The organism is Ktedonobacter sp. SOSP1-52 (genome assembly GCF_016587395.1).
In genome coordinates, this window is the sequence record NZ_BNJH01000005.1 from 605,809 (window position 1) to 618,122 (window position 12,314).

A 12,314-nucleotide genomic window follows, 5' to 3' on the forward strand; every position below is an offset into this window, starting at 1 on the left:
GATCTATGAAAAACGCCCCACGATATCTGCTCCTTCGTTTCTGTCTCTAAGCTTGAAGTCACCTCCAGGGTAGTACACCAATAAAACTAGACATACGGACATAAGGGCCTGTATTCATCGGGATATCTACGCTGGAGAGGCAATAAGCCCACTCAAGCGTAGAGCACTGATCTCAAATGAGGCCAGATCCTCATTTGAGGGAAGATGAATTGTGCCTTCCTGCAACTGCAAGAAACTGCTCCAGGGTAAACGCTGCGGCTCCCATCACAACAGCATCCTGGCCCAGGTGGCTGAGTTCGATCCTGGTGGCTGAGAACAGCCGTTTGAGAGCATAACGCGCGACAAACCGGTGCAGTTCTGAGAGAATATACTCGCCAATTTCCAACCCAACCCACCCACTCAGGATAATGACTTGTGGGTTGAAAAGGTTAATGAGATTTGCGATACCAGCACCAAGATAGTGCGCGGTATCTTTGAGCACGCCAATTGCCGCGGGATCTCCGTTACGTGCCGCCTCAACGATAGCGGCAATAATGCGCTCCTGATCGTTACTCTGAAGAAGTGAACTCTGCGGTGCTACTTCTCTCAATCGTCCAATAATGCCTGGGGCGCCGGCATAGGCTTCAAGGCACCCATAGCCACCACAGCGACACAAGCGTCCATTCAGCTCGATGGTCGTGTGCCCCCATTCTCCCGCATTATTGCTGACACCGCGGTACAAGGAATCATCAGCGATAATGCCAGCCCCTATCCCTGTTCCTACCAGTAAAACAGCTATATGCTTAGACCATTGACCGGCCCCAAATAAACTCTCTGCATGTGCCATAGCTTTCGCAGCATTATCAAGATAGATGGGCATAGGGAAATATGTTTCGAGAAGTGAGACAAGTGGCACGCTCTGCCATCCCCAACTAGGCACATAGGCCGCTATCTGCTCGTCCCGTTCGACCAGACCACCCACACCAATCCCGACACCAAGCACTTTCGCCAGTGTGATTCCAACTTCCGCCAATACAGCTTCTGCTCCCTGGCAAATAAATTGTACCGCCTGCTCTGGTCGATTCTCATCGAGAACCTGTGGATATGCTATAGAGCTTAGCTTGTGCAATGCCAAATCAAAGAGCTGAATCCTGATGAACGTCTCACCGATGTCGACACCGATAAAATATCCATAACGTGGGTTAATGGTCAGAATGGAACGAGGTCGTCCTCCTTGTGATGCCTCTAAACCAGACTCGATAACAATCCCTTCCTCAAGCAATTCGACAACCACATTGGTGATCGTCGCTGAGCTCAGACCAGAATATTGACTCAGTTTCTGGCGACTCATCGACTTACCGAGATAGATTTGCCGAAGGATCGTAGAGCGGCTGATCTGTCGCACATCTGGTACAACTGGATTGCGTGTCCGCTTCATTGATCTCTCCACAAATAACAAGATATCTTCATTGTTTCATGCCGCTAACCAGCTCAATCCGGGGATGAAAGCTACCTCCTTTGAAGCCAGTCCTTATTTCATCCTTTTGCTTATTCATGAGGTATTTATACTTATTTTAATCAATAAAATAAGGGTTGTCAAGGGAGCAGATTCTAGGGGTCAAGGTTTTGGGGTCGGTGCATATCAAATGGCGAGGATTTGCGTCAAAATCCTCGCCCGATGGCTCCTCTATCTCTCATGAGGGGATAGGTGCGGCTGCCCAACTATTCCTGTGCTTGCGTTCCGCCAAGAAAAGGAGAAAGCACCGGGAGCAGCAGATCAGGTCGGAAGATAATATTATAATGGGTGGCGCCGGGCAAGATGGCGAGTTGTGAGGGAATGAGGTTTTCACCATTCCAACCGGCATCCCTCAAGCCGCCGCCGAGGAGATTAAAAAACTCGACCGCATGCGAAGGAGGAAGCCCATCGGAATCGCCGGCGATAATCAGGGTGGGGTTTTTCAGAGCAGCGACCTGCTCCCTCCAATCATAGTCCTGGCTCATACCTTCCCTCATGGTGGCAACAAAACGAGGAAAATCTTCTGGCTTCGGAGCCACACGCATATAGGCCTCATGCATGGGAGTACCCAGGAAGAACTCAGGGGACGTAGATGCCATGCCGGCTTGCATCTCGGGGTGCCAGCCAACTCGTTTGAAAGGCGTGGAGATCACCACGAGTTTGTCGATCCGTTCTGGATGACGAATGGCGGTCTGCAGAGCCACAGCGCCTCCAAAAGAGTAGCCGAGGAGATCGGCTGTTTCCAAACCAAGGTGCTCTATCAGGCCAGCGATGTCATCAGCCAGATGCTCAAAGTCAAAGGGGCGATCAGTGAGGGCGGTGCGTCCGTGCCCGTAAAGATCGACCCCAATGATCTGGTGGTTCTGAGCGAGAGTGGGAGAAAGAGCGGCGAACATGTCAAAGGTTCCAAAGCCACCGTGTAGCATGATTAACGGCTCGCCAGTGCCATGAAGCTCATAGTAAAGATTGATACCGTTGATAGGAGCGTATTTTCCTGCCGGATGGTTCGTATTGGATGTCGTTGTCATGAGCAAAAACTCCTCGATCCTTGTGGAATGACAGGCATGCTTACAAGATGCCACGCACCTATTCTACCGCCTTGGAAAGAAGAAAACTTCTTCGATCTTGCCCTTCTTGCACATACATACCAGACGCGCGTTGCGCCATCAGGCGTCTCTCTCGGAGGGTAAGAGCCTGTTTGGCAATGCAAGGCACGTGCCCTGTTTGGCAAAATGAGCAAGATGGAAGAAGATTTTTCGGGTCCATATGGTATGCTCTCTCAAGAGGCACCGCTCGACGCAACAGCCCCTCGATCCTTTCCATCAATACTTGGTGGCCCATACTGCGCCGTCTTCTTCAGATGGATTGGTATGAGAGTTCATAAAGTTTTTCTCTCTCTGCAGAAAAGACATTTAAGTCAACAGGCTCCGATATTCCGGGGACATGCCCCCGATCACAATACTGCCAGAACGCCCAATTGGTGACATTGCTCCATTGGATCGGGAAAAGTGCTTCACCGATCCAGATGACATAATTCTCAAAATGCCCTTTGATATATTCTGCGTATCGGTCGAGATCCGTGTAAATAATGGGTTTCATACCATAGTGGTGTTCCAGCCGCTTAAGAAACACGTTGATTTCGCGTAGCATCGCCTGGCGATCCTTACCGGATACTTCCAGATCCAACACGGGTGGCAGCATCCCTGCCTCTTTGGGAACCATATTGATGTAATTATCTGCCTGCTCAGCACCGCTCAAGGACGCTGTATAGAAATGATACGCACCTCGAAGCAGCCCCTGCTCTTTTGCCCCGCGCCAGTTCGCCTGAAAATAGGCGTCCTGATACGTTTTGCCCTCGGTCGCCTTAATGAATACAAACGCGTACCTGCCTGTTTGGGCAACGCGTTTCCAATCAATCTGCTTCTGATAGCTCGACACATCAAGGCCTTGCACATTGTTATTCGACACAAACCAGGAGTTCGGCCAGATGATCCCCGTATACAATAAAATTGTCACTGCCAGCAGGCAAAGCAGGACAAGCACAACTCGCCGTACTCTTCTTCTCATAAATTCCCATACTTTGTTCAAAGACGTCACCTTCGATAGGATGTATCTATAGAGATGATAACACACCAATCGTCTTGATCTGCCGCCTGATCCCACTGGAGCATAAAAATATACAAATGTACATTATCACAATGGATCGATCTTTCTGTACACCGCTGTAGGCATCCTGAGCAGCAGCCAGTCGCTCAAAATTTGCTTCTATCTAGGGATGGCCAAGATGCTGGCAAATGGCTCCCTTCCTGGAACCAACTTCCAAACATTTCCCTTTCTTACAGTGCAACTTCAATCATTCTTTCATAGGGGTTTGGATCGAGTTGCTTAACCTCAGAAGTGAGATGATATTGTATCCTTCTATGCGAAGCATACAATAGTAGTATCAAGACACTCTTTTCCCTTGCTCATGAAACATCTGGTCGTTCCCGATAGGAGGATTGAAGTGGGTAAGAGTCCTCGACCTGTCACTCGCCGTCAAGCACATAGAAGGAAGCGATATCAACGTGCGATGCCTGCAAGGAAGCGAGAGCTCCACGCCTCCCCGTTGGAAAAAGCCATCGCCCATAGCTGTGCTTTGACGTTGCCTGAGCTGAAAGCTATTTTGGACGTTCTCCCCGACAGCGTCATTGTCTGTGATTGGGAAGGGAAGATCCTGCAGATCAATGCCGCGGCCTCTCAACTCTTTGAACTGGCTCCTGACTTTCCTTACCGGGGGATCTCCTATCGGCAGTTTCTCGAACCCTATGAGCTGTCTAACGAACAGCAACGCTTCTCCTCTATCGAGCAATGGCCCATCAACCTTGCCCTTGCTGGAAAAGTGATGTCTCATTCGCCAGAAAACACGCTCGCCCTCCATCTGCCTTCCGGGCTCAAGATCTATGTGTATGTCTGGCGCTTTCCCCTGCTGGATACCCACAAGCGCACTGCCAAATTCGCGTATATCTTCCGTAATATTACCTTCCGTTATCAGAAAGCCTTGCACCTTCAACGCGTTCAGCAGGCAGTGTTGGCTCTGACCCAAGCCATTGTGCAAGTTCCCACGAATATGGATTTTACCTTGCCGAGAGCAACACCGCTCCTGTCACCTCGGCTGCTTCTGGTCGCCCAACAGTTGGTGGACGTGATCCATGAGGTTCTGGATTGTCGCCGGGTCGCTCTTTGGGCGCTGGGATCAACAGGGCATCTGCATTATGTAGCAGGAAGCGGCTTTACCGCTGAGCAAGAACACCGTCGCCGGAGCGACAGTGGGCGCTTCTCGGCCACAGAATTGGTCGGAGAGACGGTGATGGACCACCTTCAGTCCAACGAGGTAATTATCCCGACTGATCTTGTGCGTTTCCCATCTGAATATGCGAGAGATTTTGGCGCTGAGGAGAGCTTGCTGATGGTCCCCTTGTTTCTGGAGCAACGGCTGGCTGGAGGGCTAATTATTACCAGGACGGGTTTGGAGAGCGAATACCTACTAGAGGAAATCGAACTGGTGAAAGCGGTCGCAGCGCAGGTTAAAGACGTTGCAGTGTCAGATTGCCGAACAGTCTGAGAGGGTAGGGACACACGTTGCGCATGTCCAGCAGCCCTTACTGTTGGCCTCACAAAGTGCCGAAATTCAGCAACGTATGATCAACGATCTCATTGATGATGCACATCTGCAAAGCAACACGCTCAGCTTGTGCATGAAGCACTGTGATCTGCTCACGGCAATCCAAGAGGTGGTGGCCAGACAGCAACAGTCCAATCCTGAGCGCACCATCATGCTGGAGTTCTTGCCGACGGAACACGCGGTCTCCATACTCGCTGATGCTGAACGGATCCGCCAGGTTCTCACTACCTACCTGACGAATGCCCTTCGCTCTGCGCCTGCAGGGCATCCCATTAGCGTGCAGGTGACCGTCGAGGACACAACTGCGCGCGTTTCGGTGCATGACGAAGGGCCAGGGATCTCCTTGGAAGAGCAAGCGCATGTCTGGGAACGTTTCTATCGGGCCAAAGGCAGCGCCGTCCAGCATGAGTTGGATCTGAGCTTAGGACTAGGCTTGTATCTTTGTCGGGCCTTCATTGAGCTTCACCATGGCAACGTTGGAGTGCAAAGTGCCCCCGGGCAGGGGGCGACCTTCTGGTTCACCCTGCCAATTGCAAGTCCCACAGAAGGCGAACATTAGGCGTCACCGCCTGATATGAGGGCACCGCAGATATGAGAAGTACATCGCAATCTTCGCGGGATAATGTACTTTATGGTCCTGGTGTGCTATTCTAAAAAAACTATGCAAAAGAATTTTTTATGCAGCCAGGGGAAACAATAAGTATGCATCGGAACGCGAAGCACCCTAAAATCGACCGCCGCGCCGAACTACTCAAAGTCTCACGAGAGATCATGGCCGAGAAAGGTTATGAAGCCACCACCGTTTCTGAAATTGTCGCCAAAGCGGGGGTAGCCCAGGGAACGTTTTACTGGTATTTCCCTTCTAAGGCATCTATTGTCAAAACCCTCACCATAGAGATGCAAAATGAGGTCCAGATGGCTCTTTTGCGTGTGTTTACAGAGCCTCGTCCTATTGAGCAGAAGATTGAGAGGAGCATCGAAGAAATATTTGGCATTTTGAGTATGTATCGTGATGTACTTGCCCTGGCCCACCTCGTCGAATCGGCCTCAGAAAATGAACTCGTCTTCGAGCCGTATCACCGCTTGATCTCCGAACTGCTTCGCTATGAACAGATGCAAGGGACAGTCAATAGTTCAATCAGTCCCGATATCACTGCGACACTCATTGTAGGGGCGGTCTACTATGCCACGCTTCAGTGCTACCTCTACAATTCACCGATATCGACTGATCACTATATTGAAGAAACCGCACAATTTGTCTGCCGAGCACTTGGAATAGATTGAGGCGTCGCGTACAGGTGTGATCACGGCAAAGTTAAAATTCGCGCATTGGCGCGACCCACCCCTTATTGATCAAAACCTTGACCCCTTACCAGTTTTGCTATTTTTTTCTCATGTGCTTGACAAATGTAGTGCTATCTTTTATTTTTGTATATAAGACCATTGATTGATAGTCAGTCAGTTTTTTTCTCAGTGTAGAGAAAAGGAGGCACTCGCGATGGCCAATCAAGACGACCCAACCATCGCTGTGGTTCAGGCTAATGGCACCAATGCCGGGGGAGAAACGTCCGGCACAAAGATCTCCACAGAACCAAAACACTGGTCTTGGAAACGCCTGTCAGCAGCACAACTGCGGTCGGCCTTACCCTTACGTCTTCCGCCACTTTCGCGCCCAGGGAAGAAGAAGGCGAAGCAGGAGGACAACTGGCGAGAATGGTCACGCTTCCGCCTCTGGCGCAGAACACGTCCATTCTCGGGATCAATTCTCATCATACTCGCGGGGCTCCTGGTACTCTGGGGTCCGATTGAACTGCTTCCGTTCGCGCTCTTACCGGGTAGTAATATTTGGGCCGGGTTGCTGGTGGGTGGCCTGCTCTTAGTCATGGGATTAATCCAGTTACTGGTCCCTTCCAACGCACTTGTTACCGGATCAAGTGCCGTCGTACTTTCTCTCGTCTCACTCCCTGTTGCCGCTGGGGGCTTGGGCATAGGCATGTTACTGGGTATCATAGGTGGCGCTATGGGTGTTGCCTGGCAGCCTGTTTCCCGGTCTCGGAACCGTTCGCCTCAAAGCGTCACAAATTACAAGCTTCCACGCAAGATCCCAGGATGGATGAAAAAACCTTTTCCTCGCTCACACTAACCATATTGATCTCTAAACTCAGCTTGTAGGATGTTCGTTGTAGTGCGGCAAGCCAGTTCTAGAAGGCATGGATGCCTTCCTCTGGCCAAGTGATCTGTGAACCAGACAAAAAAGCCGGTTCTAGAAGGCATGGATGCCTTCCCCTGGCCGAATTGCCTGGTTCATAGACAAAACAAGACGACCGTTTGCTATTTTGTGGAAAGCGGGTGTGCAACCTTATGGAACAGGAATCTTTCGCTGACGAAACCCCGACCAACCCGGATCTTCATGATGAAGAGCAGGAGCAACCTGAGCAGGAGCCAGCCATTGGCAGGGTCAACCGTACAGCATTTTGGGTTGTAATGCTGGTCGCATTGACCATCCTTAGCGGTATGACTGTTCTTGTCTCCAAGGGCGCAATCGCCATGGCGGCGGCGGTGCCGATCCCTGTGACGGTCAAGGCCTCAAGCATCAAGACCACGAGATTCCGCCTCTACCCGGGGATCTCCCAGGCCGATGGTAAAACTGCTGTTGCAGTCAACCAGCTCGATGGGACGCTCTCGGACCTGGTGATCTCCAAGACGGTTTCCTTGCCGGTTGTCGGCAATATGACGATTACCTTGAAGGCGGGTCAGAATAATACGCCAGTCACCACAACTGGTCTGACGACCGACCTGGCGGGTCTGTCATCTGAGTCGGCGACGTTTGGGGGCCAGGCGGTAAGCAGCAATGCCAATGGCAATGCCTTCGAAATTGATGCCCAAACCGTTACATTGAATAATATCAACATTAGCGCGCCGTATATGATAGCCAATAGTATGACCCTGCCAGGGTTGACACTCACGGTGAGTTAAAGCGGCTGCCAGCGTGATGCCTGTATGCGGCGTATTCGTGTGTGTGCTGATAACCCAATCCTTTTACACACATAAGGGATACCCCCATACTCCACCAGGGGGCCGTACAGGCCCCCTGGCCCCTCATATTTACAATCCGTCAAATACTACTTTTTACTTATTTACTCTATTTTTTTCCAGCGGTGCTGTTTCCACTTTGCGGAGGAGCAACACTGCTCCCACCATAAAGGAGCGTGGACGACGTGTACTCTTTGCGGCGTAACGTTATAAGGTTATGTATTCCCATTCTCTCCCTCGGTCTGATCATGGGAACCATACTCCTACTTATGCATCCTGTTGAGGCCTATGCGCATCCTTCACAATCGCAAGACACCCTGAGTGCCTTCTCGTCATCTGGCATCAAAGTAAACTATTCTTCAAATGGGGCATTCGCGGCTTCGGGCGACTATACCTTAGAGGCGACCGAAATCATTGGCACGAACGCGCATATGAATTCATTGCCTGACCCGCTTCATCCCACGCTCACCTTTAGCGCGTCCACGATGACCGGGTTTAGCTTGAGTCATCCATTTTATGGTGTGAATCTGGTGCTCTCGTCGAATGGTTCGGTATCGGCGACTGGCGTGGCCATTAAAACGGGCCTTTTCCAGGATGTCAATACCGGGCTCAAAAGTTTCGCGAATAAAGCCGATTTGCTTATCCTGGCGGCTGGCGGTACCGTCCCTAGATTGGTGATGAAGAACGTGACATTAAAGGTGGATCGCTCCATTTATGCCAATACCTTTACCGTCACCAGTTTCCACATGGTGGTATCCGCGACAGCTCCCGCGCCACTGAAGGCGTCGCCACCCACGGATACGCCCTCATCCACGGTTACACCGTCGCCTACGAAAACACCACCAACGAAGGGAACGCCATTGCCTACGGGGACGCCATCGCTGCCCTTGCCTCTGCCGACGCTGACGCCTCCCTCCGTACCGACACCCACACCCACGCCTAAAAAGTGTCCGTGCCTGCTTCTTTGCTTGATATGTTGAGCCAACCTGAACACGCCTCTTGATTTTGCATTCGGGGAGGGGAGTGTAGGGGAGGGGAGTGTAGGGGAATGCCTCTGGCATTCCCCTACACTCTCCTCCCCGAAGAAGGCGCCAAAAGTAAACCTGAAGAGTCGGGAGGTACGTCATGGGAGGAAGGCCATAAACATGGAACAGAAACCTTTCGCTGACGAAAGCCTGAATAATGAAGGGCAGGAGCAGCCTGAGCAGGAGGCAGTCATTGGCACGGTCAAGCCATCCATATTCTGGACTGTAATGCTGGTCGCATTGGCCCTCCTTGGAGGTATGATCGTTCTTATCTCCAAGGGCACGCTTGCTATGACAGTGGCAGTGCCCATCCCTGTGACGCTCAAGGCGGCAAGCATCAAGACCACGAGCTTGCGCCTCTATCCGGGAATTACCCCAGTCGATACTAGAGAGCCGGTCAAGAAATCAAGCAGAGTCCTGAAGCTTAGCTGAAAGCTGCTGGGAGCGAGCCAGGACATGCAAATTGTGGACAACAGCACAGCGGCGCAGATCGAAGAGGTTCTTGCGCACACCTCGATAGCGAGCGCGGCGTCCTTGCCACTGACCTACATGAGCCAGGGTATGCTCGACGGCCACTCGTTCGCGTAGTTGAGCACGCCCTTGCACTGTCTGTTGGCGCTCACGTAACTCGATGATCAAGGCTTCATCCGGATGGATGCTGACGCTGCGCCCTTTGGTGCTGGTCGTGCATTGCTCTTTCAATGGGCATTGAGCGCAGATCTCTTTGGGAAAGTGGACGACCCCACCGGGCAGAAAGGGCATCTCCTGCTCAGCCGGACACCGGATGATCTGCCGTTCCCAATCTAAGGTAAAAGTTTGCTTGGAAAAGCGTTTGCTCTCGCGTACCGGCCAGGCTTTGCAATACACCGCCAGATCATCGCTGCGTTCCCGCACGAAATGGCTGCTCAAATAGGCCCGGTCGATATGCAGTTCTTTTAAAGAAACTTCTTGCTGGCAGAGATCTTCACTGATGGCTCTCGTGACACTGGCTTCGGGAACATTGGCTGGCGTGATTCCCACCGCACGGATGAGGCTCGTGTCCAGATCATGCAAGACATGACGTTTGTACCCATCGACCAGCATGCTTCGACTTTTGCGTCCATGGCGCATCTGCTCATCTTCAACGCTAATACGTCGATCTTTTGCCACTCCTTTTATCAGACTCTCTTTTCCCTTCTCATCCACCTGCACATCTTGCGCCTTCACCTGTTGAGCAATTGAGAGAGACGGCTGAGCCAAGAGCACATCTTCCTGTTGCAGAGTCTGCACCCAGGTTTCTACGGCTCGTAACACATTCAAGACCAGACCCAGCGCCTCATCTTTCTGAATTTGTTGATCCCAATCACGATCTAACGCCGCTTTCAAACTGCTCCCACAGACCAACTCTGCTCCGGCCTCCTTCGCTACCTCGACCAGCCCCCGCCCCTGCTGGCCAGCCACCACGCGCATGACCTTTTTGAGCGCGTGTCCCACCAAATTACAGGTGTCTTCCACTCGTCCGGCTCCCCACAACGGACTACTATCTAAGGCGGCGCGTAAGGCCCGTGGACCAAATGCCTGGCTTTGGTTGGCGATCTCAATGGTTCGTTCGATCAGCCGTCGATCCATCTGCCCCTCAATGAGCCGCTGGCGAAAGGCCACCAATGTGCCTTTACTGAAAGGTGTTTGCTCGCAATTCAGACAATCGAGTACCAACTGCCACCGCCGGTCCATAAGCATCGCCTCAATGACCTCATCATCGGATACACCAGTGTATGCTTCCAGGATGAGTGCCAGGGCCAACATTGCTGGGGTCACTGGCGGCTGCCCTCGCTCTGCTTTCTGGTACAAACTCGCCAATTCCTGCTGGAACGCTTCATCAAACAGTTCATGACGGTGTTGACGCAAAAAGACAAATAATTTAGCTTTTCGAATCCGCTTCACAATCTGTTCTTCTTGCTCGCTCAACTCCACGGGAGGCTTCCATATTGGTGGTTGCATGCATTTCCTCCTGAACCTTTTCCGAGGCTTAGTTCTTTTTCTTGAGCTAATCATCTCTCGCTTGCTCTGTCAATCGCATTCTTTTCTTTCCCCCCTCATTTCCTCAAGCAGAGCCGTTTTCCAATACAGATGCGTCCGTCAGTGCCTCCCCACCAACGTTTGAGAGCCCATGGAATGATGAGATTTATGGCAGCGTGTTTTGCTCCTCTGATGGAGGCAATGCGAGTCGCAGCTCCACAATGGCACGAGGTGAGACTGGAACGTATCCCCCAAACTGGACTACCTGGGGCATCAAACTTTCCATTTCATCACAAAGGCGACGTAAAATGGCTACACGTTCCTCATGTGTGAAAGACATTCGTAGATTGGTGTGCTTTGTGTACGTCGTACGTTCACCCCGGAGTGCTGTTTTTACTTCGCGAATCGTCCCTTCCAGTTCGAGCAGGTAGGAGGAGAAAAGAAGAAGCCTGCCCGCAGCGAGAGCCCTCGCACTTCCGCAAGCGATGATCCAGAAGAAACCCACATGTGTCGAAGCTCGCTCGATACGCTGCTCAAGACTTTCAGGTTCTGGTGCCGATGGTTTAGGAAGACCAACTTTATCAAAGAGCAGAAGGGAAGCGTGTTCGCGGTAGGCTTTTGCCTGCGGGATCAGCATCCAATCGACACTTTGAGCGGACTCCTGATAAACCACATTGGTGAGGATACTGTCAATCTGGTTCGCGTGGTTCCTTCTCTCAAAAATGATTCCTGGTGTCCCAAACTGCTTGAACAGGGCGAGGCGTTCTTCCGTCGTTTTCGCTCCGATCTGCCAGGGGGTGGCACACAAAGACGCACTTGAGGCGTCAGAGACGACGACGTACAGATCCAGATCACTGAGCCACGTCTCTTCACCACGACCAAAGCTCCCAGCCAACCAGGCTGCCACAAAGCGCTCATCCTTTTGCAACGTGGAAGCGATCTGCTCCAGTAAGATGGTACGTGCTTGGACATACTTCATTTTTTCCATGGACATAAACGATCTCCTTGATCTCTTTTGCTCTTGTGGAGAAACAGCGCATTGTTATATCGACGGAAAAGAGGAAAAGGAGTAACAACACAACCTTGGAGGATCGGTATTTTC

Annotated in this window: 12 protein-coding genes; 7 read left to right on the plus strand and 5 right to left on the minus strand. The window is 51.6% G+C overall.

The annotated features are described in order from the left end of the window. Window positions 1-190: 190 nt before the first annotated feature. From JMJ16_RS43350 to JMJ16_RS43360, 3 genes are all read right to left on the minus strand, one after another. Window positions 191-1,417, minus strand: a complete 1,227-nt coding sequence (locus JMJ16_RS43350) for an ROK family protein (RefSeq protein WP_201391734.1) — start codon at window positions 1,415-1,417, stop codon at window positions 191-193. A 284-nt stretch (window positions 1,418-1,701) separates the two neighbouring features. Next, on the minus strand, window positions 1,702-2,523 hold the full coding sequence (locus JMJ16_RS43355; RefSeq protein WP_201391736.1) for an alpha/beta fold hydrolase: 822 nt from the start codon (window positions 2,521-2,523) through the stop codon (window positions 1,702-1,704). A gap of 328 nt (window positions 2,524-2,851) precedes the next feature. Further along, a complete protein-coding gene (locus JMJ16_RS43360; RefSeq protein ID WP_236601997.1) occupies window positions 2,852-3,592 on the minus strand; it encodes a GH25 family lysozyme in 741 nt (246 codons plus the stop codon). Window positions 3,593-4,064: 472 nt separating this feature from the next. Between JMJ16_RS43360 and JMJ16_RS55090 the strand changes: the two genes are divergently transcribed. The 7 genes from JMJ16_RS55090 (at window position 4,065) to JMJ16_RS43390 (ending at window position 9,646) form a co-directional block, all read left to right on the plus strand. After that, on the plus strand, window positions 4,065-5,096 hold the full coding sequence (locus JMJ16_RS55090) for a GAF domain-containing protein (RefSeq protein WP_236601957.1): 1,032 nt from the start codon (window positions 4,065-4,067) through the stop codon (window positions 5,094-5,096). Next, on the plus strand, window positions 5,068-5,715 hold the full coding sequence (locus JMJ16_RS55095) for a sensor histidine kinase KdpD (RefSeq protein WP_236601958.1): 648 nt from the start codon (window positions 5,068-5,070) through the stop codon (window positions 5,713-5,715). The genes JMJ16_RS55090 and JMJ16_RS55095 overlap by 29 nt, the downstream gene beginning before the upstream one ends. Before the next feature lie 143 nt (window positions 5,716-5,858). Further along, window positions 5,859-6,440: a TetR/AcrR family transcriptional regulator gene (locus JMJ16_RS43370; protein ID WP_201391741.1), complete on the plus strand. Its 582-nt coding sequence runs from the start codon at window positions 5,859-5,861 to the stop codon at window positions 6,438-6,440. A gap of 214 nt (window positions 6,441-6,654) precedes the next feature. Beyond that, window positions 6,655-7,299, plus strand: coding sequence for a DUF6114 domain-containing protein (locus JMJ16_RS43375; RefSeq protein ID WP_201391743.1), 645 nt, complete (start codon window positions 6,655-6,657; stop codon window positions 7,297-7,299). Between the two features lie 218 nt (window positions 7,300-7,517). After that, window positions 7,518-8,132 (plus strand): DUF6230 family protein, encoded by a 615-nt coding sequence (locus JMJ16_RS43380; protein ID WP_201391744.1) that lies wholly within the window; start codon window positions 7,518-7,520, stop codon window positions 8,130-8,132. Between the two features lie 242 nt (window positions 8,133-8,374). Then, entirely contained in the window at window positions 8,375-9,169 is a 795-nt protein-coding gene (locus tag JMJ16_RS43385; protein ID WP_201391745.1) for a hypothetical protein, read from the plus strand. A gap of 165 nt (window positions 9,170-9,334) precedes the next feature. After that, window positions 9,335-9,646 (plus strand): hypothetical protein, encoded by a 312-nt coding sequence (locus JMJ16_RS43390; RefSeq protein WP_201391746.1) that lies wholly within the window; start codon window positions 9,335-9,337, stop codon window positions 9,644-9,646. Here JMJ16_RS43390 and JMJ16_RS43395 read toward each other — a convergent pair. Further along, window positions 9,620-11,194, minus strand: coding sequence for an IS1182 family transposase (locus JMJ16_RS43395; protein WP_201377468.1), 1,575 nt, complete (start codon window positions 11,192-11,194; stop codon window positions 9,620-9,622). The two genes, JMJ16_RS43390 and JMJ16_RS43395, sit on opposite strands and share 27 nt — an antisense overlap. Before the next feature lie 184 nt (window positions 11,195-11,378). Further along, on the minus strand, window positions 11,379-12,206 hold the full coding sequence (locus JMJ16_RS43400; RefSeq protein ID WP_201377465.1) for a nucleotidyltransferase domain-containing protein: 828 nt from the start codon (window positions 12,204-12,206) through the stop codon (window positions 11,379-11,381). Between the last annotated feature and the right edge of the window lie 108 nt (window positions 12,207-12,314).

Excerpts from the sequence above, each read along its gene's own strand:
- JMJ16_RS43350 (WP_201391734.1), bottom strand. The coding sequence starts at position 1,417 with ATGAAGCGGACACGCAATCCAGTTGTACCAGATGTGCGACAGATCAGC.
- JMJ16_RS43355 (WP_201391736.1), bottom strand. The coding sequence starts at position 2,523 with ATGACAACGACATCCAATACGAACCATCCGGCAGGAAAATACGCTCCT.
- JMJ16_RS55090 (WP_236601957.1), top strand. The coding sequence starts at position 4,065 with ATGCCTGCAAGGAAGCGAGAGCTCCACGCCTCCCCGTTGGAAAAAGCC.
- JMJ16_RS43370 (WP_201391741.1), top strand. The coding sequence starts at position 5,859 with ATGCATCGGAACGCGAAGCACCCTAAAATCGACCGCCGCGCCGAACTA.
- JMJ16_RS43375 (WP_201391743.1), top strand. The coding sequence starts at position 6,655 with ATGGCCAATCAAGACGACCCAACCATCGCTGTGGTTCAGGCTAATGGC.
- JMJ16_RS43380 (WP_201391744.1), top strand. The coding sequence starts at position 7,518 with ATGGAACAGGAATCTTTCGCTGACGAAACCCCGACCAACCCGGATCTT.
- JMJ16_RS43390 (WP_201391746.1), top strand. The coding sequence starts at position 9,335 with ATGGAACAGAAACCTTTCGCTGACGAAAGCCTGAATAATGAAGGGCAG.
- JMJ16_RS43395 (WP_201377468.1), bottom strand. The coding sequence starts at position 11,194 with ATGCAACCACCAATATGGAAGCCTCCCGTGGAGTTGAGCGAGCAAGAA.
- JMJ16_RS43400 (WP_201377465.1), bottom strand. The coding sequence starts at position 12,206 with ATGTCCATGGAAAAAATGAAGTATGTCCAAGCACGTACCATCTTACTG.